This is a genomic window from Marinomonas sp. (assembly GCF_965225885.1).
Taxonomy (GTDB): Bacteria; Pseudomonadota; Gammaproteobacteria; order Pseudomonadales; family Marinomonadaceae; genus Marinomonas.
Genome location: NZ_OZ245329.1, coordinates 224,384 through 250,395, shown reverse-complemented (window position 1 = coordinate 250,395; position 26,012 = coordinate 224,384). Strand labels below are relative to the sequence as shown.

28 protein-coding genes and 1 rRNA gene are annotated in these 26,012 nt (G+C 40.9%); 23 read left to right on the top strand and 6 right to left on the bottom strand.

The window, feature by feature from the left end:
- Positions 1 to 95 precede the first annotated feature (95 nt).
- Both guaA and ACO05V_RS01160 read left to right on the top strand, forming a co-directional pair.
- On the top strand, positions 96 to 1,673 hold the full coding sequence (gene guaA, locus ACO05V_RS01165) for a glutamine-hydrolyzing GMP synthase (RefSeq protein WP_421846727.1): 1,578 nt from the start codon (positions 96 to 98) through the stop codon (positions 1,671 to 1,673).
- Positions 1,674 to 1,834: 161 nt separating this feature from the next.
- Positions 1,835 to 3,070: a tyrosine-type recombinase/integrase gene (locus ACO05V_RS01160; protein WP_421846725.1), complete on the top strand. Its 1,236-nt coding sequence runs from the start codon at positions 1,835 to 1,837 to the stop codon at positions 3,068 to 3,070.
- On the opposite strand, the gene ACO05V_RS01155 is transcribed toward ACO05V_RS01160, so the two are convergent.
- The gene (locus tag ACO05V_RS01155) at positions 3,067 to 3,636 is read right to left on the bottom strand and encodes a tyrosine-type recombinase/integrase (RefSeq protein ID WP_421846723.1); all 570 of its coding nucleotides are present in this window, start codon (positions 3,634 to 3,636) and stop codon (positions 3,067 to 3,069) included. The genes ACO05V_RS01160 and ACO05V_RS01155 overlap by 4 nt on opposite strands.
- Positions 3,637 to 4,390: 754 nt before the next feature.
- Between ACO05V_RS01155 and ACO05V_RS01150 the strand changes: the two genes are divergently transcribed.
- The 8 genes from ACO05V_RS01150 to ACO05V_RS01115 all read left to right on the top strand — a co-directional run bounded on the left by ACO05V_RS01150 (position 4,391) and on the right by ACO05V_RS01115 (position 10,147).
- Positions 4,391 to 4,705 (top strand): DUF6626 family protein, encoded by a 315-nt coding sequence (locus ACO05V_RS01150; RefSeq protein ID WP_421846721.1) that lies wholly within the window; start codon positions 4,391 to 4,393, stop codon positions 4,703 to 4,705.
- Positions 4,706 to 4,860: 155 nt separating this feature from the next.
- Complete coding sequence (locus tag ACO05V_RS01145) at positions 4,861 to 5,169, top strand: hypothetical protein (protein WP_421846719.1); 309 nt, start codon at positions 4,861 to 4,863, stop codon at positions 5,167 to 5,169.
- A gap of 206 nt (positions 5,170 to 5,375) precedes the next feature.
- On the top strand, positions 5,376 to 5,549 hold the full coding sequence (locus ACO05V_RS01140; RefSeq protein ID WP_421846717.1) for a hypothetical protein: 174 nt from the start codon (positions 5,376 to 5,378) through the stop codon (positions 5,547 to 5,549).
- Positions 5,549 to 7,285 (top strand): carbamoyltransferase C-terminal domain-containing protein, encoded by a 1,737-nt coding sequence (locus ACO05V_RS01135; RefSeq protein ID WP_421846715.1) that lies wholly within the window; start codon positions 5,549 to 5,551, stop codon positions 7,283 to 7,285. Before ACO05V_RS01140 ends, ACO05V_RS01135 begins: the two co-directional genes overlap by 1 nt.
- 43 nt (positions 7,286 to 7,328) lie before the next feature.
- On the top strand, positions 7,329 to 8,030 hold the full coding sequence (locus ACO05V_RS01130) for a hypothetical protein (protein ID WP_421846713.1): 702 nt from the start codon (positions 7,329 to 7,331) through the stop codon (positions 8,028 to 8,030).
- Positions 8,031 to 8,092: 62 nt separating this feature from the next.
- Positions 8,093 to 8,524 carry a DUF6641 family protein gene (locus ACO05V_RS01125; protein ID WP_421846711.1) on the top strand — a complete coding sequence of 144 codons (432 nt, stop codon included), beginning with the start codon at positions 8,093 to 8,095 and terminating at the stop codon, positions 8,522 to 8,524.
- Positions 8,525 to 8,907: 383 nt separating this feature from the next.
- Positions 8,908 to 9,195 (top strand): hypothetical protein, encoded by a 288-nt coding sequence (locus ACO05V_RS01120; protein WP_421846709.1) that lies wholly within the window; start codon positions 8,908 to 8,910, stop codon positions 9,193 to 9,195.
- Positions 9,182 to 10,147 (top strand): tyrosine-type recombinase/integrase, encoded by a 966-nt coding sequence (locus tag ACO05V_RS01115; protein ID WP_421846707.1) that lies wholly within the window; start codon positions 9,182 to 9,184, stop codon positions 10,145 to 10,147. Before ACO05V_RS01120 ends, ACO05V_RS01115 begins: the two co-directional genes overlap by 14 nt.
- On the opposite strand, the gene ACO05V_RS01110 is transcribed toward ACO05V_RS01115, so the two are convergent.
- Together ACO05V_RS01110 and ACO05V_RS01105 are read right to left on the bottom strand one after the other, a co-directional pair.
- Positions 10,144 to 10,713 carry a tyrosine-type recombinase/integrase gene (locus ACO05V_RS01110; RefSeq protein ID WP_421846705.1) on the bottom strand — a complete coding sequence of 190 codons (570 nt, stop codon included), beginning with the start codon at positions 10,711 to 10,713 and terminating at the stop codon, positions 10,144 to 10,146. The genes ACO05V_RS01115 and ACO05V_RS01110 overlap by 4 nt on opposite strands.
- 286 nt (positions 10,714 to 10,999) lie before the next feature.
- Positions 11,000 to 11,464, bottom strand: coding sequence for a hypothetical protein (locus ACO05V_RS01105; protein ID WP_421846703.1), 465 nt, complete (start codon positions 11,462 to 11,464; stop codon positions 11,000 to 11,002).
- An 83-nt stretch (positions 11,465 to 11,547) separates the two neighbouring features.
- Here ACO05V_RS01105 and ACO05V_RS01100 point away from each other — a divergent pair, with 83 nt between their 5' ends.
- The 8 genes from ACO05V_RS01100 (at position 11,548) to ACO05V_RS01065 (ending at position 18,193) form a co-directional block, all read left to right on the top strand.
- Complete coding sequence (locus ACO05V_RS01100; protein ID WP_421846701.1) at positions 11,548 to 11,862, top strand: DUF6626 family protein; 315 nt, start codon at positions 11,548 to 11,550, stop codon at positions 11,860 to 11,862.
- Between the two features lie 154 nt (positions 11,863 to 12,016).
- Positions 12,017 to 12,337 (top strand): hypothetical protein, encoded by a 321-nt coding sequence (locus ACO05V_RS01095; RefSeq protein ID WP_421846699.1) that lies wholly within the window; start codon positions 12,017 to 12,019, stop codon positions 12,335 to 12,337.
- Between the two features lie 194 nt (positions 12,338 to 12,531).
- Entirely contained in the window at positions 12,532 to 12,708 is a 177-nt protein-coding gene (locus tag ACO05V_RS01090; RefSeq protein ID WP_421846697.1) for a hypothetical protein, read from the top strand.
- Positions 12,705 to 13,973: an MBL fold metallo-hydrolase gene (locus ACO05V_RS01085; protein ID WP_421846695.1), complete on the top strand. Its 1,269-nt coding sequence runs from the start codon at positions 12,705 to 12,707 to the stop codon at positions 13,971 to 13,973. The genes ACO05V_RS01090 and ACO05V_RS01085 overlap by 4 nt, the downstream gene beginning before the upstream one ends.
- 119 nt (positions 13,974 to 14,092) lie before the next feature.
- Positions 14,093 to 14,743 (top strand): hypothetical protein, encoded by a 651-nt coding sequence (locus ACO05V_RS01080; protein ID WP_421846693.1) that lies wholly within the window; start codon positions 14,093 to 14,095, stop codon positions 14,741 to 14,743.
- Between the two features lie 62 nt (positions 14,744 to 14,805).
- On the top strand, positions 14,806 to 15,237 hold the full coding sequence (locus ACO05V_RS01075; RefSeq protein ID WP_421846691.1) for a DUF6641 family protein: 432 nt from the start codon (positions 14,806 to 14,808) through the stop codon (positions 15,235 to 15,237).
- A gap of 367 nt (positions 15,238 to 15,604) precedes the next feature.
- Positions 15,605 to 16,882: a tyrosine-type recombinase/integrase gene (locus ACO05V_RS01070; protein ID WP_421846689.1), complete on the top strand. Its 1,278-nt coding sequence runs from the start codon at positions 15,605 to 15,607 to the stop codon at positions 16,880 to 16,882.
- 99 nt (positions 16,883 to 16,981) lie between these two features.
- A complete protein-coding gene (locus ACO05V_RS01065) occupies positions 16,982 to 18,193 on the top strand; it encodes an IS256 family transposase (protein ID WP_338269659.1) in 1,212 nt (403 codons plus the stop codon).
- A 148-nt stretch (positions 18,194 to 18,341) separates the two neighbouring features.
- On the opposite strand, the gene ACO05V_RS01060 is transcribed toward ACO05V_RS01065, so the two are convergent.
- A complete protein-coding gene (locus ACO05V_RS01060; protein ID WP_421846687.1) occupies positions 18,342 to 18,911 on the bottom strand; it encodes a tyrosine-type recombinase/integrase in 570 nt (189 codons plus the stop codon).
- 245 nt (positions 18,912 to 19,156) lie between these two features.
- Positions 19,157 to 19,645, bottom strand: coding sequence for a hypothetical protein (locus tag ACO05V_RS01055; protein WP_421846685.1), 489 nt, complete (start codon positions 19,643 to 19,645; stop codon positions 19,157 to 19,159).
- 93 nt (positions 19,646 to 19,738) lie between these two features.
- On the opposite strand from ACO05V_RS01055, the gene ACO05V_RS01050 reads away from it, so the two are divergent.
- Positions 19,739 to 20,119: a DUF6626 family protein gene (locus ACO05V_RS01050; protein ID WP_421846683.1), complete on the top strand. Its 381-nt coding sequence runs from the start codon at positions 19,739 to 19,741 to the stop codon at positions 20,117 to 20,119.
- A 103-nt stretch (positions 20,120 to 20,222) separates the two neighbouring features.
- The gene (locus ACO05V_RS01045; RefSeq protein ID WP_421846681.1) at positions 20,223 to 20,447 is read left to right on the top strand and encodes a hypothetical protein; all 225 of its coding nucleotides are present in this window, start codon (positions 20,223 to 20,225) and stop codon (positions 20,445 to 20,447) included.
- 7 nt (positions 20,448 to 20,454) lie between these two features.
- Here the strand turns inward: ACO05V_RS01045 and ACO05V_RS01040 are convergent, their stop codons facing one another.
- Entirely contained in the window at positions 20,455 to 21,666 is a 1,212-nt protein-coding gene (locus ACO05V_RS01040; protein ID WP_338269659.1) for an IS256 family transposase, read from the bottom strand.
- 475 nt (positions 21,667 to 22,141) lie between these two features.
- On the opposite strand from ACO05V_RS01040, the gene ACO05V_RS01035 reads away from it, so the two are divergent.
- The 3 genes from ACO05V_RS01035 (at position 22,142) to ACO05V_RS01025 (ending at position 25,990) form a co-directional block, all read left to right on the top strand.
- Entirely contained in the window at positions 22,142 to 22,720 is a 579-nt protein-coding gene (locus ACO05V_RS01035) for a class I SAM-dependent methyltransferase (protein WP_421846679.1), read from the top strand.
- A 530-nt stretch (positions 22,721 to 23,250) separates the two neighbouring features.
- A complete protein-coding gene (gene sfsA, locus ACO05V_RS01030; RefSeq protein WP_421846677.1) occupies positions 23,251 to 23,973 on the top strand; it encodes a DNA/RNA nuclease SfsA in 723 nt (240 codons plus the stop codon).
- 477 nt (positions 23,974 to 24,450) lie between these two features.
- Positions 24,451 to 25,990, top strand: a 16S ribosomal RNA gene (locus ACO05V_RS01025).
- Positions 25,991 to 26,012: the final 22 nt, after the last annotated feature.

Sequence of the window (26,012 nt, the reverse complement as noted above, 5' to 3'; positions counted from 1 at the left end):
CAACACGCCCCATCTTTATTTATTGCTCTTACTATTTATTGATTACTTCTACGAAAAGATTTGTCTCTTAAGTAGAGTGAAAGGAATGGCTAATAATGTCGCAAGATATCCACGCTCATAAAATTCTTATTCTTGATTTCGGTTCTCAGTACACTCAACTGATTGCACGTCGTGTTCGTGAAATCGGTGTTTACTGTGAAGTTCGTGCTTTCGATATGGAAGATCAGGAAGTTATCGACTTCGATCCAAAAGGCATCATCCTTGCAGGTGGTCCTGAATCCGTTCCTGAGCCAGGTTCTCCACGTGCGCCAGAAGCAGTATTTACATTGGGTGTGCCGGTATTTGGTATTTGTTATGGCATGCAAACCATGGCAGAGCAGTTGGGCGGTAAAGTTCAAGGATCAGAAATTCGCGAGTTTGGCTACGCGCAAATCCGTAAGCATGAAGGTCCTGCGTTGTTTGAAGAGATTCAAGATCACATCGCAAACAATGGTGTTGCGTTGCTTGATGTTTGGATGAGCCATGGTGATAAAGTTATTGCTATGCCTGAAGACTTCACATTGATGGCATCGACAGACAGCTGCCCAATTGCAGCAATGGCGAACGAAACGAAGAAATTTTACGGTGTACAGTTTCACCCAGAAGTAACGCATACGTTACAAGGTGGCCGCATTCTGTCTCGTTTCATCGTTGATATTTGTGGCTGTGACACTTTGTGGACACCTGCAAACATCGCGCAAGATGCTATCGAGCGTATGCAAGAGCAAGTTGGCGACAGTAAAGTCTTGTTGGCTTTGTCTGGTGGTGTGGATTCCTCTGTTGTTGCTGCGCTTCTTCATAAAGCGATTGGCGATCAATTGACTTGTGTATTCGTTGATAACGGCTTGCTTCGTTTGAACGAAGGCGATCAAGTAATGAAAATGTTCGCTGATAACATGGGCGTAAAAGTTATCCGTGTTGATGCGGAAGATTTGTTCCTTGGTAAGCTTGCGGGTGAAGCGGACCCCGAGAAAAAACGTAAGGTGATTGGTAATACGTTTATCGAGATCTTCGACGAAGAGTCATCTAAATTGGATGGCATTGATTTTCTTGCACAGGGCACTATTTACCCTGACGTGATTGAGTCTGCTGCGTCTAAAACAGGTAAAGCGCATGTTATCAAGTCCCATCATAACGTTGGCGGTTTACCTGATGATATGAAGATGTCCTTGGTTGAGCCGCTTCGCGAATTGTTTAAAGATGAAGTGCGTAAGTTGGGTCTAGAACTAGGTCTTCCTTATGACATGGTTTACCGTCATCCATTCCCAGGACCAGGTCTTGGTGTTCGTATCTTGGGCGAAGTGAAAAAAGAATATGCAGACATTCTTCGTCGTGCAGATGCTATCTTCATCGAAGAGCTACGTCGTTCAGGTTGGTATGATAAAACAAGCCAAGCTTTTGCTGTCTTCTTGCCAGTTAAATCTGTTGGTGTAGTAGGCGATGGCCGTCGTTATGAATACGTCGTTGCGCTTCGTGCTGTTGAAACCATCGACTTTATGACAGCTCGTTGGGCTCACCTGCCTTACGAATTGCTAGAAACCGTATCTGGTCGCATCATCAACGAAATCGAACACATTTCTCGCGTGACTTACGATGTATCATCTAAGCCACCTGCGACGATTGAGTGGGAGTAGTTATTATACACTAAGTTATTGATATTAAACGATATTTAACTTACACATTTGTTTCACATATAAAATCAACCATTGATTTAATTGAAGTTTTCTCGTACAGTTACACAGAATGTTGCACAAACGTGTGACTACTGAAAATAATAGTAACTCTGCGAGCAAACTTGGCACTAAAAAAACAAAACTTTGCTGAAGGTGAAATAGCAATATTTGACGAAGCTTGTGTGTACAAGCGAGGCGAGTATTGGCAGTTTCGCTTGTGGTTGCCTAAAGAGAACAAGTACGCACGTAAAAGCCTACGCACACGCAGCGAAAGCACTGCTGTAGAGCGTGGTAAAGCAGCTTACTTAGAGATTTACGGCAACTTACAACAAGGTAAGAGTTACTTTTCAATTACCACCAAAGAAGGTGTTGAGAAGTACTTGAGCTTTCGTAAGCGTGACGTTGAGCTTGGACACATTGTGAGTGGACGCTTAGCAACAATCGCAACACATCTTCAGCACTTCCTTAGCTACATTGGCAAAGACACCAAGCTCAAAGAACTCGAACGCACTGATTGCGAAAACTACTTCTACCATCGCCACAAAAGTACCAACACCAAAGTTAAACAAGTCACTGTTCAAAACGAACAGAGCACTATTAATGCACTGATGAAGTGGCTGAATAAGAACGGCGAGACTCACATTGACAGCTTTGAATTTAAGAAGTTGCCACGATTAGACAAAGGCAACGAAGCAATACGTAGAGCAACGCTGACTAACGATGAATACGAAACACTATATCGTGCAATGCGTACTTACTGTGCCAAACACAACAAGCTAGATGACGCTGAGCTTAGAGTGCGAAAAATCGTGCAGCACTATGTGCTAGTTGCAGCTAACAGTGGTTTACGTGTTGGAGAACAGCGACAGTTGCGTTGGAAAGACGTGCAGCTAGAGCGACACTCAGCAAACAGTACGGAACAAACACTAGCACGTATTCACGTTCGAGCAGAGACAAGTAAAGTGCGCATAAGCCGTACCTTCTTGTGTCGTAACGGACAGTACTTCGAACGCCTACGTGAGACTTCAAAGCCAAAGAGTAGTGACGAACTTGTTTTTACGATTGATGGTGAAACCCAAATCACACAGCGTACGATGCTGTATCATTGGCACAAGATGATTGAGTTAGCTGACATTTCTGACAGAGAAACACGTGACTTAGTACCCTACAGCTTGCGTCACTTTATGATTACGCAGCGCATTATGAGTGGATTAACGTTTAGGCAGATTGCAGATATGTGTGGCACTAGCGTGGCGCAGATTGAAAAGACGTATTATCACTTAAACGATGAAATACGTTTAACCAACGCTGTAGCTGACTATAAGCGGAATGCCGATGGCACTATTGAAGTTCTCTAAATCAACTCTGCTGCGTTGCGTTTCATTTCGTCATTTACTGAAACATATCTCTGAGTTGTTTGAATGCTTTTGTGTCCAGCCATCTCTGCTAGCACAAACACACTTACACCTCTCTGACTAAGTGCAGTAAGCCAAGTGCGTCGTCCACTGTGTGACGTAGCACCACTAATCCCAGCACGTGCATACAAGCGTTGTAAGTGCTGTGTAGCTGTATTTGCACTAAAGTGTGCTTGCTTCTGTGTAGAGAACAAATAACCGTGCTGTGGCTGTTTGTTTAAGCTGTTAACGTATGCTTGTAGCTGACGCTGCATTTGCCTTGGTAAGAATATCTTACGTGCTCGCTTTGACTTGGTACGTGCAGCATCAAGTGTCATTTCGTCTCGTACGTTGCCGTTTGCATCAAGTATGTCATCAAAACGCAGCGCAGCCACTTCGCCAACACGTAAACCACAAAAGTGAGTAAACAGCAGCATAGTGCTATCACGCAATGGATAACGACTGCACGAATTTGTTACGTATAACAGCTGCTTTAATTCTGCTTTGCTAAGTGTCTTTGCTTGTGCCATCTAAACCACCTAAATGTAATGTTTTCGTACATACAGTGTATTTTCTGATGTTTGTTTTGAGCAACCAGAATGTGCCTTATAAATACCTTCCATAACTCATAGACTTACGTCTAAATGTAAGATAATCACAATTTTCTTACATATTCTTAAGTGCTGTTTAAGTGTCAGCTTCGCTAACACTACTTGTGCTGTTTACTCTTTCGCGTTCGCTCAATCTCAAACAACACAGCGTGTATTCTTTGTATGAATAATTATCTGTTACTCATTTACTAGGAAGAACAAGTCAAAGCCGTAAACGGCAATGACTTTAGTTCTTCGCTCATTTACTGAGGGTTAAACAACTGGGCTTACACAACTCTGTTACGAGGAAGGTAGGTTTTGCAATCACCTATTACGTGCTGTCTTACGCAAGTCATTGCTACGAGCCAGCCAGAAGCAGCGCAGCGACTTTGTTGGTTTAATGACATTTCCAACTCACTTTACAATAGGTGTTCCTATTCAACCATTACGGCAATGCAAAATCGTTAATCACACATAGGTGTGTCGTTTAAGGCATCCCAGCATCACTGGGGTAGTGCATTGAAGCAGACAATGAGCAGTCCGTTTGCTTGTCCTCTCACATCAGAAGGCATCAGCAGTACTATTTCAATCGGCGTACCAACCTTAATCTCATTTATAACTAGCAACACGTGCTAAATACACAGCAACATTAACAAGCTGTGCATATAGTTATTTATCAACAGAGGAAAAAAAGATGCAGAAAACGGTATTAAACGACGTATTTGAGTTATTGCAGCAGATTGGTGCTGTGAGCAGTGAGAGTGAATTTAGTAGAGATTGGCTGTGCAGAAGCGAGTGCTACGTGCGTACGCTGCGTTTTAAGCGTGTTAAACCGAGTGTGGGTACGTTGGCTATATGTGCAAGCAAGCTTCAGCACTACGGACGCTGTATGACGGCTACAGAAGCCCATACTCAGCTTGCCAAACAGTTCATTGAACTCAGCGAACGTTGTCACAATCAGATAAATTCTGATGCTGTGGGATGGTGGAAAGACGAGGTGAGAGTTTGACAAGTAACACTGTAATGTCGAATGAGCAAAGTCGTCATCCGAAATGGGTATTTAGATGGCAAATTTTCTAGCTGCGGATTTCTGTGGTGGAGTACTTACAGAAGTAGGGTGGTGGTTCTGCACCCACCCCACCCTACAAGTTGCTAAATAACTGTATGAACAAGAGTGCGCTGCAAGATATTCAACAAACCTTAAACGCCATACGCAACGATATAGAGCGTGTGGATGATGAAACAAAGTGGGCAGCACTTGAGTTGATGTTGAGCACAAGCAGCAGCGTAGTAGCATTAGCAAAGAAGATGGTAAAACCAGAAACAAAGACTGTCACACGCACCATAGCTGTTCCTAATACAAAGATAGTCAAGCAACAATCACCACCACAGAAGACACCAAAAGACACAGAACCAACAGACTTCACACCTATTCGTCCACAGCCACCGTTACCTAATCAACGTAATCAGTAAGTTACTATAGTTAAAACCGTCAAAACTGCACAGTTTGTAGCTGTATGGCAGTGTGGTTGACTAGATGACTGACTGGCATAGTTAGGCGCTGTGAAAATACTTTTGTCTAATTACAACATACTGCGCTAGACGTCAAAAAAACGTGCTTCCCAACATTCGTTAAAATCTATATGATGACATCGACACTTAATCAAAGGAGATGTGTGATGAAATCATATGACGAACTTAAAGCTGAGATGGAAACTATTCAGCAGCAGATGGCTGAAGCAAAGAAGAATGAACGTGCCAATGCTCTCAAAGAAGTGAAGCGGCTGTGCAAGGAGTTTGGCTTTACGGCTGGGATGCTTAAAGGCTCATTGGCTAAAGGAAGGACTAAGTAATGTACATCCTCGGTATCTGCAATGACGAAACCGCATCTGCGTGTCTAATGAAAAATGGTGAAATAATTTTTGCTGCTTCAGAAGAAAGATTTACAAGGAAAAAATTAGATGATTCATTTCCGCAAAAAAGCATCGAATCTTGTCTTAATTTTGCCGACATTAAACTTACAGATGTTGAAGCTATTGCATACGCGTGGGCAAAAGGGTTCCAGGACGATTTGGTAGAAAAATATTTGATATTAGGCGCTAGATGTGCAGACGATAAACAGGCTCTAGATATCGCAAAAGAACGAATTAAGTGGGAAACTCATCTTGACAAAGCTAAAAGAAAAGAATTTGATGATTGGGTAGATGAAAATATTGATCAAAGCAAACAGAGAGTTTTTGATTTCTTCCATCATGAAGCGCATGCTGCAAGTGCCGCTTTCTATTCACCCTTTGATGAAGGTTTTATATATACGAGTGATGGGCGGGGTGACTTTGAGGCAACAACAATTTACAAATTCAATCGCCATTCAAATGAAGCTTTAACGAAGATATTTTCAACCCCATCGAGTAATTCATTCGGTTTCTTCTACGGCCGTATTACAGGCTTACTAGGCTTTAAGCCGATGCGACATGAAGGAAAAATAACTGGATTGGCAGCCTTTGGAAACCCTACAGAAGCATACAGCCTCATGAAGAAAATGATTGAAGTGAAGAGCGGAGATGTTCATTCGAATTTTGGAGATTACTACCGACCGTTTTTTGCGCCTTATTCTGAATTACTAGAGAGTGAGATTAAAAAATATAAAAGAGAAGATATTGCAGCAGCAGCACAGCTACATCTTGAGAACATGATGGTTGAGCTTTTGGATTTCCATTTGAAAGAGAACGACGTAGATACAACTAATTTAATGTGTGCTGGAGGTGTTTTTGGAAACGTAAAGGTTACCCAAAAACTAAAAGAAATGAAGCAAATTGATAATTGTTTCGTTCAACCGCAAATGGGTGACGGTGGTCTTTGTCTTGGAGCCTGTGCATTAGCTCACAAAAAAATAGAAAAACGGAATAAACAAAATGCATCTAAGGTTAAAACAATCAAATCGATGTATTTAGGGCCTAAGGCGACATTTCGGTCAATTACGCAGACTGAATGTGCAAACGAATTTTATTATAAAAATATTGCGGTTGAAGATGCTCCCGTCAAATTTGCAAAGTCTTTAAGAAATCGAAATGTAATTGGATTAATCAATGGGCGTATGGAATTCGGCCCAAGGGCTCTGTGCAACCGAAGTATAATTGTCCCTACGTCAGATAAAACAATTAACGATTGGCTTAACAAAAGAATGAATAGAACGGAGTTTATGCCTTTTGCTCCCGTTCTAAGGAAAGAAGTTGCCGATAAATGCATCATTGCGTTCGATAGCAAAGATATCACGCTAAATTTTATGACATCTACTGTTGATTGCACTGTAGATTTTACAAAAAATAATCCTGCGGTTGTTCACGTCGACAAAACCGCTCGGCCTCAGATTGTTACAGAAAGCTCAAACAATTTTATTTGGAAGGTGTTGTGTGAATGGGAGAAGATTAGTGATGAAAGTTCTCTTGTAAATACATCATTCAACGTTCACGAAGAACCAATTATTTGTGATATTGATGAAGGTATAGTTAACCTCAGAAATGGTGTAATTGATGAACTTTGGGTAGTAGCCAATGACAGTGTTGGATTTTATAAGAAGAAAAGTAAGTAGCTATCTATAGTTTTGAACGATCCCTTAGTGATTGAGTGTTTATTTGAGTGAGTGGTTTGACAGTCTGAAGCAATCGAGCAGTACCATTCGTCAGTTACTGCAAGAACGGATAGAAAAAGCGAATCCACGTCGAAAACTGGCAAAAGACGAAGCAACAAAGCTAGCAAAACTGGAAGGCATTGCAGAGAAGTTGAAGCGTGGAGAAAACGTGCAGAACCGTCAGCTACAAACTTGGTTAAGTGCAGATGAGTACGAACAAATAGCTGCTGAATGGGACACGCAAAAACTGTTTAGGGAAGAACTTAAAGATAAGCCAAGCGAGCTAAAACGCTACGAGGATAAGTTAAAAGAAGCGATTATGATGCGTAATCGTTCTGATGCTTACCATCGAAAGGGTAAGAAAGCTGCAGCATATAAGTTGGACAACAAGTGCGAAAGCTTATGTGAAGATTCACTAGAGATACTGCAAGAAATTGTCGCAGCTGATGCTAGCTTAAAGATTTGGTTTGATAGGCACTTGGATTTTGAACACGGTAGTTTAATTGATGCAAGTTTAGGCAACTTACCTCGCTTGGTTACATCACGAAGTATAGAAAAGTTAAGTAACGATAGTCGTTTAGTGAAGAAGATTGACGTAAAAATAAGTGTTTTTGAACGTGCAATTGATAACATTGGTAGAGCTGTTGAACCTATAACAAGTAGCACCAAACTACAGTTAAATAAGTTCCTACAGATAGATGACTAATCTTCGGATGACAGCCACCTAACTCTGAAAGCACAATGCTTAGAGCTAACTAGGAGGCTGTTATGACTGTACTTAATACACTGAATTTCGTTGCATTTAACCCACTTCAAAACAACAACCCTATTGCTGTTCGTCGTCGCAAGTTGATGGCAAAGATAGATATACAAATTCAACTTGCAACAAACAAAGACTACACGCCCACGCAGCATAAATGGGTGACAGACGAACAAGGTAAGCAAACAAAAGTTGAAGTTGCCAAGCGTGTTAAGCGTTGGTGGGTTGCAAGCGTAGATGGTAAAATCAACCTTGTTGTACGTTATGGAAGCAAGCCACTAGAGTTTGCTAAAGGTAAGAATGCCATCGAACTAGCAAGTGAAGCTGAGGTAGCTGACACGCTGCGTAAGGTGCGTGAAGCTGCTGAACTAGGTGAGTTAGACGCACTGATAGAACAGCAAGCACAGTTTGGTAGACGTTTGACACTTAAGAACAAGTGAACAAACGAACAGAAGAACGTGTATAGTTCTGCACGTTCTTCGTCGTACAGTGTGCGAGTGTAGATTGCGTAAACTATTGAATTGCAATAGGTACGCAAGCGTAGAAAAAGCGTGCAGAGTGATTAATGACTTACACACTTGTTACACACGTGCTATTGTGCGGCTATAAGTTATTGATTATAAACAAGAAATATTCAACGTTGCTACTGAGTGGGAGTAGTTATTTTAGTGTAAGTAATTGATTTCATTGTATTCATTACTTACACATTACTTTCACGCTCAGAAATCAATCGTTGATTTCCTTAGTCTTTTTTCATACAGTTACACAAAATGTTGCACAAACGTGTGACTACTGAAACTCGTAGTAACTCAGAGACTAAGATTTGACACTAAAGAAACAGCACTTTGCTGAAGGCGAAATACCAATATTTGACGAGGCTTGTATCTACAAGCGAGGTGAGTATTGGCAGTTTCGTATGTGGTTGCCAAAAGAAAACAAGTACGCACGTAAAAGCCTACGTACACGCAGTGAAGCTACTGCAATCGAAAAGGGTAAAGCTGCGTACTTAGAGATTTACGCTAATCTACAGCAAGGCAAATCATACTTCTCCATAACCACAAAAGAAGGTGTAGAGAAGTATCTTAGCTTTCGTTCGTATGCGAGACGTTGAACTTGGACACATAGTCAAAGGACGACACACAACCATCGCAACACATCTACAGCACTTTCTTAGCTTCATTGGCAAAGACACTAAGCTGAAAGAACTAGAACGCACTGACTGCGAAAACTACTTCTACCATCGTCACAAAGCTACCAACGGCAACGTCAAACAAGTCACAGTTCAAAACGAACAAAGCACAATTAATGCGCTAATGAAGTGGCTACACAAGAATGGCGAAACACACATAGATAGCTTTGACTTTAAGAAGCTGCCACGCTTAGACAAAGGCAATGAAGCTATTCGTCGTGCAACACTGACTAACGATGAATACGAAGCACTGTATCGTGCTATGCGTACTTATACTGCCAAGCATAACAAGTTGGATGATGCAGAACTAAGAGTGCGAAAAATCGTGCAGCACTACGTTCTAATCGCAGCTAACAGTGGTTTGCGTGTTGGTGAACAGCGACAGTTATGTTGGAGTGATGTGCAGATTGAGCGCCACAAAGTGAATGGCGAAGAACAGAAACTAGCACGTATCCATGTTCGTGCAGAGACAAGTAAAGTGCGTACAAGTCGCACCTTCTTGTGTCGTAATGGACAGTACTTTGAACGTTTACGCGAAATATCAAAGCCTAAAAGTGCTGACGAGTTAATCTTTACAGTGGATAACGAAAACGAACTAAGCAAGCGTACGCTGCTATATCACTTCCATAAGATGATTGAGTTAGCAGCTATTGCAGATAGGGAAGTGCGTGACTTGGTTCCCTACAGCTTACGTCACTTTATGATTACGCAGCGCATTATGAGTGGCTTAACGTTTAGGCAGATAGCAGATATGTGTGGCACTAGCGTGGCACAGATTGAAAAGACGTATTACCACTTGAATGACGAGATACGTTTAACCAACGCTGTGGCTGACTACAGACGTAGAGAAGATGGCACTATTGAAGTTCTCTAAATCAACTCAGCAGCGTTGCGTTTCATCTCATCGTTAACTGTTACGTAACGCTGTGTTGTCTGAATGCTTCGATGTCCAGCCATGTCAGCTAACACAAATACACTAACGCCTTTCTGACTAAGTGTTGTTAACCAAGTACGTCTACCACTGTGTGACGTAGCGCCAGCAATTCCAGCACGTGCATACAAGCGTTGTAGATGCTGTGTAGCAGTGTTTGCACTAAATCGCGCACTCTTTTGTGTAGAGAACAAATAACCGTGCTGTGGACGCTTAGCAACGCTTCTAACGTATGCTTGTAGCTGACGCTGCATCTGCTTTGGTAGAAATATCTTACGTGCTCGTTTTGACTTGGTACGTGCTGCATCTAGTGTCATTTCGTCTCGTACTGTGTCGTTTGCATCTAACACGTCATCAAAGCGTAGTGCAGCTACTTCTCCAACACGTAAACCACACAGGTGCGTAAACAGCAGCATCGTGCTGTCACGCAGTAGATAACGACTGCACGAATTTGTTACGTCTAGCAGCTGCTTCAGTTCTGCTTTATTAAGTGTCTTTGCTTGTGCCATATGTCACCACCTAAATGTAATGTTTTCGTACATACAGCGTATTTTCTGAGGTTCTATTTGAGCAACCAATAAGTGCTAAGTTAATTCCTTCCATACATCAAAGGCTTATGCGGAAATGTAAGATAATGTTTGTTTTCTTATGTTTCTTTGTATAGTTTCAATTGTGACTAGTTTGAGTTGATTGTTTAGTCATAACGATAACAAGCCACCTCGTCTAAACGTGCAGCAGTTACATCCAAGCAGACAAACCAAGTATAAGCATCGCCTTTGTTAGGTTTGTGTGTTGCTAAGAATTTGACAAGTGGCAGCACTCAGTAAGCAGAACGTCACGTTGATAAGATTTAATCTCCTTCCAACAGTATTCGCTACGAGTGTCATCAAGTCCTATATTGTCTTTGAGTATTAGATTGTGCGCCTTTGCTATCCGTTCTTGCCAAATCATTGGTGCAAATTTCGTAATTGCCTTGTACTGACTTAGATGTGTCCCTTTGATGAAAAAGTGAATGTGAGTATTTGCGCCTAAGCGTCCATGTTCTAAGAAAACTAGCCTATCAAGTCGTTTGCCTTGTGATGTGTCTTTGCGTTCCAGTATCTGCCTATCAAGTATGTTGAAGAAGTGCTTAGCGTCAGAGATAGCATCGCTATCATATATGCGACTACCGTCTTTGAACGTAGCAGTACCAAATAACCAAAAGTTCTGACTACGCACCCACTTTGCACCGTCTAATTTAAGTCGTTCTGTAAATTGCACGTTTTTCCTACACTTAATGTTCTGTTGGTAAATACACAGTAACTAGCTGTGCATATAGTTATTTATCAACGGAGGAATGATTGATGCAAAAAACGGTACTAAACGAGGTATTCGAGTTATTGGTGCAGATTGGCGCTGTCGGCAGTGAAAGCCAATTCAGCAAGGATTGGCTGTGTAGAAGCGAATGCTACATGCGTACGCTGCGTTTTAAGCGTGTTAAACCCAGTGTGGGTACGTTGGCTATATGTGCAAGCAAACTACAGCACTACGGACGCTGTATGACGGCGACAGAACAGCATACGCAGCTTGGTAAGCGTTTTATTGAACTCAGCGAACAGTGTCGCAAGCAGATTAATACGGATGCTGTGGGGTGGTGGAAAGACGAGGTGAGGGTTTGAAAAGTAACACTGTAGCTTCACTTCAACAACCTCGTCATCCGAAATTGGGTTTTAAGCGTGACAATTTCATGCTGCAGTTTTCAGTGGTGGAGTACTTATAGAAGTTAGGTGGTGATTTCGCATCACCCCAGTCTGCTAGTTGCTAAATAACAGTATGAACAAAAGTGCCTTACAAGACATACAGCAAGCATTAAACGCTATACGCGGTGAGATTGAACGAGTAGACGACGAGACAAAGTGGGCAGCACTTGAGTTGATGCTAGGCACAAGCAGTAGTGTGGTAGCACTCGCAAAGAAGATAGCAAAGCCAGAAACAAAGACAGTCACACGCACTGTCGCTGTTCCTAAGACTGAGATAGTCAAACAAGAACCACAGCAGCAGACAGTACAAAAAGACACAGAACGAACGGACTTCACACCTATTCGTCCACAACCACCGTTACCAAATCAACAAGACGACAGAGATAAGCGCTGAAAACACGTCAAAAATGCACGGTTTTTAGCTGTTTGCATGTACGGTTGACGCAATGACTGACTGGCATAGTGAGACGCTGTGCAGATACTTACCCCTAAATTCAATATTCTACAGCAAGCGTAGAAAAAACGTGCTGTTCATCCTCTTAACAAATCTATAATATAAGATTGACACTTAACCTATGGAGGTGTGAGATGAAATCTTATGACGAATTGAAAGCTGAAATGGAAGCAATTCAGCAGCAAATGGTTGAAGCTAAGAAAAACGAACGTGCTAGTGCACTGAAAGAAGTAAAGCGACTTTGCAAAGAGTTTGGATTCACTGCTGGCATGCTGAAAGGCTCATTGGCTGAGGGAAGGAAAAAGTCATGAGTTCGAATATCAGTTTCATAAATCATGCTTGTATTCAATATAAAGGTAATAATCTTAAAGTGTTATTTGACCCTTGGTTCAGTGGCAAAGTGTTCAATAACTCTTGGGCTCTATTGCAAGAAACAGAGATAAAAAAATCAAAATTTAAAGATGTTACACATATCTGTATTTCTCATGAGCATCCAGACCACCTTCATTTCCTAACGTTAAGAAAGATTTTAGAAGTATGTGAGACTGTACCTACTTTAATCTTTCCTCTGAGGACTAATGAATTTGTTCGAACTGCGCTAGAAAAAACTGGATTTAATGTTGTTTTTGCACCTAGGGATGGATCCGAATTAAAGCTAAATGATCATGTATCTGTTGCTTATTTTGGTGAGCAAGAAGATCATGATAACTCAATCGTGCTTTCAACTGATGAAATCACGATCCTAAACCAAAACGATCATTATACTGCTCGAGAAACAGTATCTAAAATTAATCAGAGGTATCCTGATATAGATCTATTATTTACGCAATTCAGCCTTGCTGGCTATTACGGAAATTCAGATGATGAGGACGCTATAACTAAAAATGGTACTAAATTCCATATCGATAGGTTGCTGCAGTATACAGATGACTTTCAGCCAAAGGTAGTGATTCCTTTTGCTAGTTATGTCTATTTTTGCCATCCATTTAATAGATATCTTAATAACTATATAGTTACGCCCAAAGATGTATCAGAAGCTCTTTTAAAGCGCGGTCAGGCTTTCCAGTTACCGTGGTTTGATGATGAAATCTATATTGATGATAGACTGCGTGAGGAGAAAAACCAAACGTCATTGCCAAAATTAGATAATCTTTTTGATAAGAAAAATTTTTTAATAAATGAGAACAACAGTAAATCTGATAAGGAAGTTATCAAAGAATTTTCTGACAGCATCAGCGAAGTTCCTATGTTGCAACGACTATTTGTTTTTTCCAAATATTCGTTAAAAAATCTTTTAAAAAGATTTCTGTTTCCAAAATTTTCCACGAAAATTTATCTAGAGGATATCGATGTTCTAATAAAGTGGAATGTGATCTCTAACAAAATCGAAAAATTGCCGACACATAGTATGGATGAGATTGATTTATATACCGTATCAGATCAATTTGTCTTTATGGTTAAATTTCCATTTGGGATTGATACTTTCAACATAGCCGCATGCCATCGCCTAGCAGGTAACAATAAAGGTCTTCTCCAGTCGGTTCTCTGGGTTAAAAATAGAAGTCACTACCATTGATTTTGTTTTAAATATCACATTCAAATTAAATATAGCCTTTAAATATTTAATTAAATGCAAGCGCTTTAATTAATAAAACGTGTAATGGTGAAAGTTGGAGCAGTAGGGTTTTCTCTGATATGCCAAAAGAGCGATTTATCCAAACTAATCCACGTCGCGAAATGACTGCCGAAGAATCCAAGCGTCTTAACAAGTTAGAAACAATAGCTGGCACACTTAAGCGTGGAGAAAACGTGCAAAACCGTCAGCTGCAAACGTGGTTAAGCGAAGACGAGTACGCACAGCTTGAGTATGAGTGGAAAGAACAACTTGAGCTACGTAGTGAGCTTAAAGATAAACCAAGCGACTTAAAGAGATACGAAGAAAAACTGAAGCAAGCTACCTTTAACTATAATCGTGCAGAAGGCTACAGCAGCAAAGGCAATCACTCGACTGCTAAGAAGTTCTACAACAAGAGTGAAAGCCTTTGCGAAGATGCGCTAGAGATACTGCAAGAAATTCTGCACTCTGACAGCAGTCTTCGCGTTTGGTTTGATAGAGACATCAGCTTTGAAATAGGTGGTAACTTAAGCGCAGACATAGCTTCGCTTCCACGCTTGGTTACGTCACGTAGTCACGAAAAGCTGAGTGATGACAGCAGACTTACAAGTAAGCAGAGTGTAAAGTTAGCTGTTGTTGAACGTGCAATGCACATCATTGGAAGAGACGCAGCGCCAGCATCTAAAGACGAGGTATCCAATCTAGATAAGTTTCTGAATACAGGAGACTAATCTTCGGATGACAGCCACCAGACTCTGAAAGCACAATGCTTTTAGCTAACTAGGAGGCTGTTATGACTGTACTTGATACATTGAATTTCGTTGCTTTTAATCCACTTCAAAACAACAACCCTATTGCCGTTCGTCGTCGCAAGTTGATGGCAAAGATAGATGAACAAATTCAACTTGCAACAAACCAAGACTACACACCGACGCAACACAAGTGGGTGACTGATGCAGATGGTAACCAGCGCAAAGTAGAAGTTGCTAAGCGTGTTAAACGTTGGTGGACTGCTAGTGTTGATGGGAAGATAAATCTTGTAGTGCGCTATGGCAGCAAGCCGTTGGAGTTTGCTAAAGGTAAGAATGCGATTGAACTATCTAGCGAAACAGAAGTAGCTGATGTATTAGCTAAGGTGCGTGAAGCTGCAGAACTTGGTGAGTTAGATGCAGTGATAGAAAAGCAAGCCCAGTTTGGTAGACGAGTGACACAAAAGAACAAGTGAACACGTGAGCAAAAGAACGTGTTGGTTTCAGCATGTTCTTCGTCTTACAGTGTGCAAGTGCTGATAGCGTAAACTATTGAATTGCAATAGTTGCACAAGCGTAGAAAAAACGTGCAGGGTGTTTGGTGAGTTACACACTTGTTACACACGCATTATTAAGTTTATTTAAGTCATTGATAATGAACGGAATAAAATCTACGTTACTACTGAGTGGGAATAGATTTCATACCATAAGTCATTGTTTTATATAGATATAGTTGTTAGAAAGTAGTTAGAAAGTATTTTAACGCTATTTGATTTAATTGAAAAATGTGTTAGTTGTTAGAAACAAGGTTAGAAACTAAGGCAACTATTACACTTCATAACAATGGCAAAGACAAAACAAATACCAATACTTGGAAGCAAAGCAATCATATTTAGAAACAAATATGATGTTTGGCAGTTCCGTATGTATGTTAAAAACGCACGTAGATATGTGGAGAAATCTCTGCGTGTAAAGGAACAAGCACGTGCTGAAGAACTTGCTGAAGACTTATATATTGAAATAAGAAACGATATGAAACTTGGTAAGAGTTTCTTTGCTATCAGCATTAAAGAAGGTGTTTCTTTATACTTAGACTATAGAAAACAAGACGTAGGTATTGCTGATGTTGGTATTGTTGAAGGTAGATATAGAACTATAGTTACACATCTCAATCATTACTTAGACTATGTAAACAAAGATACTAAAGTTAGTGACTTAGGAATAAACACACTATCAAACTACGTAAGAGAGAATGAAGAAACATCTTACGTTTTGTTTAGAAGTAAACAAAAAGCAAGTGTCAGTACAATTAGAAATGAGATGGCAACTATCAATGCTTGTCAGCGTTACTTGTACGACTTCAAAAAGGTTGCTTCTGTTCCACGTTTCGCAATTCCAAAAATGCCAAAGCGTCGATTTGATGTAAATGAAGAGTTAGTACGTAGACAAACTTTCGAAAGAGATGAGTATGAAAGTTTCTATAAAGCAATGCGTAGTTACGTAGCAAAGAAGAAAAATCATTTAACAGATGATGAGTATTTAGAAAGAGAACTTGTAAGACATTGGATACTATTTGCGGCGAATAGTGGACTTAGAAGTGGTGAACAAAGACAACTGAAGTGGTTAGATGTAAGCATAGAAGTAGAGGGTGGTGGCAACGTACAAGAGATTAAACTTGCTAAGATACTTGTTAGAAAAGAAACAAGTAAAGTAAGAATGCCACGTACTTTGTACTGTAGAGGTGGAGACTATATTGAACGTTGGAGTAAACTTCTTCGTCAATATGGAAAAAGTGCTGATGGTTATGTGTTTAGTGTAGAAGGAGATAAAATATTTCCACGTACGAACTTCCACAGACATTGGAAGCGTATAATGCTGATGACTGACATACCAAAAGACAGACAGAAGGAATTAGTTCCTTACTCACTTCGTCACTATATGATTACGCAACGTGTAATGAGTGGATGTAAGTTTAGTGACATTGCTTATATGTGTGGAACAAGTGTCAATCAGATTGAAAAGACTTACTATCATTTGAATGAAGCAATGATGAAAACTACAGCAATGGCTACTTACGTTAAAAGAGATGGCAAAGTCATTCCAATTGGTAGTCAAATTTAATAGCAGTATATAACTTAAATATCTGCGAGACTGTAACTAATTTTGTGTAACTACCTATCACAACATATTCTATAGAGAATTAAGGATAGGTAGATGCAAATGAACCAAAAAGAACTGGAAGCCTTCGCAAAAGAAGCCGCCAAAGGCATTAAAACGCCTGAGGATCTTAACGAATTTAGCCAAATGCTGAAGAAGATTACCGTTGAGGCGGCCTTGAATGCAGAGATGGATGAGCATCTGGGTTACGAGAGACATCAAAAATCCTCGTCAACCAACAGTCGTAATGGTAAGAACAGTAAGCGTATTAAGACGGAAGATGGTGAGTTTGAACTGGATACGCCTCGTGACCGCGAAGGTTCTTTTGAACCAAAGCTGGTCAAAAAGCACCAATCCCGCTTTACTTCCATGGACGATAAAATCCTATGGCTCTACGCGCAAGGTATGAGCACCCGAGACATCGTCAATGCCTTCGATGAATGGTACGGTGCTGAGATATCTCCGACACTGGTATCACGTGTTACCAACGCGGTGATCGAGCAAGTAACTGAATGGCAAGCACGCCCCTTGGATGCCATCTATCCCATTGTGTATCTTGATTGTATTGTGTTGAAAATCCGCCAAGATAAGCGTGTTATCAATAAATCGATTTTCTTGGCACTCGGTATCAACACCGACGGTCATAAAGAACTCATGGGCATGTGGATTGCTGAGAACGAAGGGGCTAAGTTCTGGCTAAACGTCCTCACTGAGCTTCAGCAGCGTGGTGTAGAAGATATTCTCATCGCTTGTGTTGATGGTCTAAAAGGCTTCCCAGAAGCCATCAATGCCGTTTTCCCACAAACCAGCATTCAACTGTGTATCGTGCATATGGTACGCAACTCATTGAAGTATGTATCATGGAAAGACTACAAAGCGGTGACGGCGGACTTAAAGCAAGTTTACCGCTCTGCAACGGAAGAAGAAGCCTTGTTGGAGTTAGATCGTTTCGCAGGCGTCTGGGACGATCAATACCCGCAAATCACCAAATCGTGGCGCAATCACTGGCATAATCTTAATACACTGTTTAGTTACCCTGACGATATCCGCAAAGCGATCTACACAACGAACGCTATTGAATCACTGAACAGTGTCATCCGTAGAGCCATTAAAAAACGTAAAGTCTTCCCAAGCGACGATTCTGCGAGGAAAATGGTTTATCTTGCCATTAGAGAGGCCAGTAAAAAATGGACAATGCCCATTCAAAACTGGCGCCAAGCGATGAGTCGATTTATTATTGAGTTCGAGGAGCGACTCGAAAAGCACCTTAACTAAATGGTAGTTACACAGAATCTGTTACAGGGTCATATCTGCTTTTGATTTTTCTTTTCAATATCAGTGTTTGGTAAGTTCTTCTTTAACCACTCTTTATGTCGTTCTGCTCTTTTCAACTCTTTCTTCAACTTGTGCTTAGACTTCTCCATCACACAAGTTCCACAGCATTACCAATCAACTCATCATTCACATCAATGTAACGCTGTGTAGTAGCAATAGATGAATGTCCAACAGCCTCTGCTATCACACGTACACTCACTCCACTTGTAGCAAGTTTAGTAATGAATGTTCTTCTGCCGCTGTGTGAACTTGCTCCAACAATACCAACACGCTCATATAAACGCTTAACAAGTTGCGTAAGTGCGTTTGTGTTAAATCGCTTACTGTTTTGCGTATTGAACAAGTAAACACGCTGTATGACGCTTAAATCGCTTTGTAGATACTGTTTGAGTGCTGTTTTTGCCTTCTTACTTACAAATACACGTCTACTGTCACTTCCTTTTGTTTGATTTGCTGTTAGATGAATAACATCGTTTACTTCACCTTCATCATTTACAACATCTGACACAAGTAGACTTGCCACTTCACTTACACGCATTCCACAATAATGTGTAAGAAGCACAATCACTTTGTTTCTGTGTGCGTGTTTGTCAAAAGCATCAATGTAGTCGATAACTTTCTTTAGTTCTTTTTCTGTTAGTACTTTTGCTTGTTTCATTTCAATCACCTTAAATGTAATAATTTCACTACAACTAAAGTAATTTCTTATGTTTCTTTTTCCTACCAATATGACTTACAAATAAATCAATATGTTTTTCAATTGGTTACATCATAATGTAAACTATTCATTACTTTCTTACATTTTAAACATACGAAGAAACTACGTATGAAACACACATAGTTATGTTTAAAGCATCACAACAAAAGTTCAGCATCGCGTATTATTGTTGTGTCAACGTTGCCTTATGTAAGATGACAGCACTCTACAAATATCTGTTCGTTTGATATTTCTGTTTTGAAATTACGGTTATCGTCAAAGCAAATTGCTTCATACTCTTTAATTCCATATCCATCTCTGTAGTCACTATTTTGATTGAGTTTGATATCTAATGGTTGAGTATCTTCTACTTTGTTGTTCCAAAAATGCTGTGTTGTATTGATAAGTGTTTTGAGTTGAGTTGGATTATTTGCCTTACAAAAAAAATGAAAATGTACATAGTCTCTACTTCTGCCTTGTTCTAAATATACAATACGTTCTACTCGTTTGCCTTCTGTTGCTATTTCCTTTGCTGTATAGATTGTTCTGTCTACAGCATTCCAAAATCGCTTAACCGCTTTTTTTCTATCTTCAATTGTTCGATTACTTTTGAACATAAACTGACAAGTGCCAAATAGAGTGAATTGCTGTTTCGCATTCCAATCTGTAACGGCTTGCTTGTATTGCTGTGTCAAACTTATGTTTCTCATTGGTATCTTTGCTAAATACTTTGTGCGTACTTTCTAACGCACAGTTATTTATCAGAGTTAGAAAAAAACGGAGCAATAATGAACAATCAAACAGCACTAAATGAAATTTACAACACTCTATCAAATATTGGAGTTGTTGATACGAAGAGAGAGTTTTACATAGATTGGTTGAATAGAAGTGAAGGCTATGTGCGTTATCTCAAACATAACAATAAGCAACCTTCTACTGATGCTTTGGCAATATGTAGTAGTAAACTTAAACACTACAGCAAACTACTTCAGCAAAAGAAGACTACAAAGATGATTGAGTTAGCAAGTGTGTTTACAACTTACTCTACTAAACTTGACTTAATGATATGCGACAACAGCACATCAAAGTGGATGAAACAAATGAACGAAAGAACAGAAAGAACAGAAAGAATAGAAAGAATAGAAAGAATAGAAAGAACAGTACACTGAAAAGGGTATTTGTACTCAAAAAAAGTACTGTATGGATTTTTATAGTGGAGTACTTACAGAAGTTGGTTGGTGATTTTACACCACCCCTAATTAAAGGATGAAGATGAATTACAAAGATGAAATGAGGAAGTTGATAGACTTAGTAAAGCAACAAAGTTTTGATGCTCCATTAGAAAGTACGTTAGAAGATTTAACAACACTATCAACCGCCGTTAAAGACTTATCTGATAGAATAACTACTCGCACAAAGAAGAGTTTAAATACAAATGACAAAGGTAAGACTAAGCCACTTAGCAAAGCAAAGGACCCTGTAACAGATTCTGTGTAACTACCATTTAGTTAAGGTGCTTTTCGAGTCGCTCCTCGAACTCAATAATAAATCGACTCATCGCTTGGCGCCAGTTTTGAATGGGCATTGTCCATTTTTTACTGGCCTCTCTAATGGCAAGATAAACCATTTTCCTCGCAGAATCGTCGCTTGGGAAGACTTTACGTTTTTTAATGGCTCTACGGATGACACTGTTCAGTGATTCAATAGCGTTCGTTGTGTAGATCGCTTTGCGGATATCGTCAGGGTAACTAAACAGTGTATTAAGATTATGCCAGTGATTGCGCCACGATTTGGTGATTTGCGGGTATTGATCGTCCCAGACGCCTGCGAAACGATCTAACTCCAACAAGGCTTCTTCTTCCGTTGCAGAGCGGTAAACTTGCTTTAAGTCCGCCGTCACCGCTTTGTAGTCTTTCCATGATACATACTTCAATGAGTTGCGTACCATATGCACGATACACAGTTGAATGCTGGTTTGTGGGAAAACGGCATTGATGGCTTCTGGGAAGCCTTTTAGACCATCAACACAAGCGATGAGAATATCTTCTACACCACGCTGCTGAAGCTCAGTGAGGACGTTTAGCCAGAACTTAGCCCCTTCGTTCTCAGCAATCCACATGCCCATGAGTTCTTTATGACCGTCGGTGTTGATACCGAGTGCCAAGAAAATCGATTTATTGATAACACGCTTATCTTGGCGGATTTTCAACACAATACAATCAAGATACACAATGGGATAGATGGCATCCAAGGGGCGTGCTTGCCATTCAGTTACTTGCTCGATCACCGCGTTGGTAACACGTGATACCAGTGTCGGAGATATCTCAGCACCGTACCATTCATCGAAGGCATTGACGATGTCTCGGGTGCTCATACCTTGCGCGTAGAGCCATAGGATTTTATCGTCCATGGAAGTAAAGCGGGATTGGTGCTTTTTGACCAGCTTTGGTTCAAAAGAACCTTCGCGGTCACGAGGCGTATCCAGTTCAAACTCACCATCTTCCGTCTTAATACGCTTACTGTTCTTACCATTACGACTGTTGGTTGACGAGGATTTTTGATGTCTCTCGTAACCCAGATGCTCATCCATCTCTGCATTCAAGGCCGCCTCAACGGTAATCTTCTTCAGCATTTGGCTAAATTCGTTAAGATCCTCAGGCGTTTTAATGCCTTTGGCGGCTTCTTTTGCGAAGGCTTCCAGTTCTTTTTGGTTCATTTGCATCTACCTATCCTTAATTCTCTATAGAATATGTTGTGATAGGTAGTTACACAAAATTAGTTACAGTCTCAAGCAAAGAAAGCAAAGCCGTTTCCTTCTGTTACTCCTTTGCCAATACCACAAAGCAAAAACACTCCACAGCAAAAAGCAGATAAGTTAAACACACTGAAGAGTACTGACTTTAATAAGCAAAGAGATGACTTTGTAGATAGACAGCAATCTATACAGCCAACTAAACCACAGCCATCAATGTAAACGTTATATAACTAACGTTCTGTTACCACTTGCCATACGAAAACAGTTCAAAAATGTACACTTCTATACAGTTTGAAAGTAAGTTTGACAGAATGAGATGAAGGTATAGTGATGCGTGTTTACAATGTGTTGCTATATGCTTCCCTATGAGGTTTTGTTATTGTCTTTATTGTTGTAATATAATATAAAATTTTTAACCAAATGAAAGGGTATATAAATGAAAATCGACTTGGGTTGTGGTGAGCACAAGACAGAAGGGCTTTTGGGCATAGATATAGTTCAACATCCTAATGTTGACATTGTTCATGATTTGTCATTATTTCCATATCCATTTGAGAATGATAGTGTTGAATATGTACAAGCCAATCACGTTCTTGAACATGTTCCTGACTTTATTGAAACCGTTGAAGAACTTTGTAGGATTTGTAAACATAATGCGGTTATAGAAGTTCGGTGTCCACACGCATCTTGTTTTCCAACCGTTTGGGCAGATCCAACTCATAAAAGAGCGTTAGTGAAACATTCTTTTATCCATTGGGGTAGTGATGCGAGGCATATTTATGGGTTTGAAGGGGAATTAATAGTAGAAGAAATTAGGCTCCACTATTGTCTCTATCAGGGCATGCGAAATGGAAACCCCACCACATCAAATCGTATGAGAAAGGTGGGGAAGTTTATTGATAGAATAGTAAATTCAAGAAGTGGGGTTCAGAATGTTTTTGAGAGGTTTTTTTCTTCATACATTGGGGGGTTTGAGGAAGTTTATTTTAAATTACGTGTTGTTAAAAGAAGTTAGAAAAATACATCTTAGGTAATGTTGTTGAAGGTAAACTTTGTTAAACAAAAGGAGAAAGAAATGGCACGTTCATTAGAAGAAATAGAAGCACAAGAAAAAGAACTCGCGGCTGAAAAGAAACAAGCACTTAAAGAGCATAAGAAGAATGCTGTTGCTGAAGTGTAGAAACTTATTCTTCAATACAACCTTACAAAAGGTGACATTAGAGGCAAAGCACTTAAACAATTAGAACTGTAAGTGTGTTTGTAATAGCGTTGAAAAGTGGTTAGAAAGTCTCTAACAGTTTTTCAACGTTTCTATTGCTTTTCAATAGTCACACAACACTCAGTTTTGCGTGTTTTCAAACCGCAATGTTTGAAAGTTGTTAGAAAGTCTAAAAAAGGCATAGCAATATCAATGATTTACAGGGTTGAAACTATTGAGTGGGAATAATCCTCCTGTGTTAATGGTCTAATGAGACGGCTCTCTTTATAGTAAAGAGGGCCGTTTTTGTTTGTGTCGAATCTTGAAAAAAGTTCTGGAGTATTGCTGTGAAGTTTCCAACGCCTTTAATAGAGGGGAAATTGCTTAAGCGTTATAAGCGTTTTTTATCGGATATCGAGTTGCCGAATGGTGATGTGGTGGTGGCGCATTGCCCGAATACGGGATCAATGAAGCGCTGCAAACAAGATGATGCTCGCGTGTGGCTGTCTAAAAGCGATAACCCAAAGCGTAAGCTGGCTTATACATGGGAGCTGGTGGAGGTTGATGGGCTGCATTTAGCCTGTATCAATACAGGCTATCCAAACAAGTTGGTTGGCGAGGCGATTGCGAATGGTGTGGTAAAAGAGCTTACTGGTTATGCCGAGCAAAAAGCCGAAGTGAAGTATGGCGAAAAAAGTCGTATTGATTGGCTGCTCACTAGTGGCGATGGTCGAAAGTGCTATGTGGAAGTCAAAAACGTTACCTTATTAGAAGAGGATGGATTGGGGTACTTTCCTGATGCGGTGACGGATCGTGGTCGCAAACACTTATATGAACTGGCGAAGATGGTCGAAGAGGGTCATCGAGCAGTAATGTTCTTCTGTGTGAGCCATACAGGAATAAGTTCTGTTACGCCTGCTGCTCACATCGATAAAAAGTATGCGCAGGCTTTTGTTGAAGTGGTCGGGAAAGGGGTTGAGGTAATTGCCTATCAGGTTGCAATTGATTCTCAAGAGATGAAGGTAGTGCGCTCAGTTCCTGTGGTTATGCCTGAATTAATAGATTCATGATGTTTAAATTATCTTGGTTTGGTTGCTTTATAACCAAAAAGAGCGATTTTTGACGATTTTATGAACGAATGCGCTTTTATTTAAAATAAATTGAAAGAAAATGTCGAAAAGGGTTGCACAAAATCTGTAGATCCTTAATATACGCCCTCGCTGACACGGACAAGGCTTCAGAGCAACGAAGACCAAGTTCAACTAACTAAATTAAAGTTTGGTTAGTCATTCAAGTTAGCACGCTCTTTAAAATAGATAATCAGATAATTTGTGTGGGCGCTCGCTGGAGGCTTCAGAAGATTGTCCGGATTAGTTTTTGACTGGTTCGAGATGATCAAAAAAATTGAAGTCTTGCGAAACGTCTAACACGTCAATTCGCTTTATGTTGTTTTGTTATCTTTCGGGGTGATGAAATGATTAAGTTATTGTTAGTGTAATAGATTTTGAGCAGGCAAACTTTTACTTTTAAGTATGAGTTTAAAAATTAAACTGAAGAGTTTGATCATGGCTCAGATTGAACGCTGGCGGCAGGCTTAACACATGCAAGTCGAGCGGTAACAGGGGAGCTTGCTCCTGCTGACGAGCGGCGGACGGGTGAGTAACGCGTAGGAATCTGCCTAGTAGAGGGGGACAACATGTGGAAACGCATGCTAATACCGCATACGCCCTAAGGGGGAAAGGAGGGGACTCTTCGGAGCCTTCCGCTATTAGATGAGCCTGCGTAAGATTAGCTAGTTGGTAGGGTAAAGGCCTACCAAGGCGACGATCTTTAACTGGTCTGAGAGGATGGCCAGTCACACTGGGACTGAGACACGGCCCAGACTCCTACGGGAGGCAGCAGTGGGGAATATTGGACAATGGGCGCAAGCCTGATCCAGCCATGCCGCGTGTGTGAAGAAGGCCTTAGGGTTGTAAAGCACTTTCAGGGGTGAGGAAGGGTAACTAGTTAATACCTAGTTATTTTGACGTTAGCCCCAGAAGAAGCACCGGCTAACTCTGTGCCAGCAGCCGCGGTAATACAGAGGGTGCAAGCGTTAATCGGAATTACTGGGCGTAAAGCGCGCGTAGGTGGTTTGTTAAGTCGGATGTGAAATCCCAGGGCTCAACCTTGGAATGGCACCCGATACTGGCAGGCTAGAGTATGGTAGAGGGGTGTGGAATTTCCTGTGTAGCGGTGAAATGCGTAGATATAGGAAGGAACATCAGTGGCGAAGGCGACACCCTGGACTAATACTGACACTGAGGTGCGAAAGCGTGGGGAGCAAACAGGATTAGATACCCTGGTAGTCCACGCCGTAAACGATGTCTACTAGCCGTTGGGTTGTAATGACTTAGTGGCGCAGCTAACGCAATAAGTAGACCGCCTGGGGAGTACGGCCGCAAGGTTAAAACTCAAATGAATTGACGGGGGCCCGCACAAGCGGTGGAGCATGTGGTTTAATTCGACGCAACGCGAAGAACCTTACCTACTCTTGACATCCAGAGAATTCGCTAGAGATAGCTTAGTGCCTTCGGGAACTCTGAGACAGGTGCTGCATGGCTGTCGTCAGCTCGTGTTGTGAAATGTTGGGTTAAGTCCCGTAACGAGCGCAACCCTTATCCTTATTTGCCAGCACTTCGGGTGGGAACTTTAAGGAGACTGCCGGTGACAAACCGGAGGAAGGTGGGGACGACGTCAAGTCATCATGGCCCTTACGAGTAGGGCTACACACGTGCTACAATGGCGTATACAGAGGGCTGCGAGCTAGCGATAGTGAGCGAATCCCAGAAAGTACGTCGTAGTCCGGATTGGAGTCTGCAACTCGACTCCATGAAGTCGGAATCGCTAGTAATCGTGGATCAGAATGCCACGGTGAATACGTTCCCGGGCCTTGTACACACCGCCCGTCACACCATGGGAGTTGATTGCTCCAGAAGTAGCTAGCTTAACCCTTCGGGGATGGCGGTTACCACGGAGTGGTCAATGACTGGGGTGAAGTCGTAACAAGGTAGCCCTAGGGGAACCTGGGGCTGGATCACCTCCTTAAACGATAGAAACCTCTGGTGAG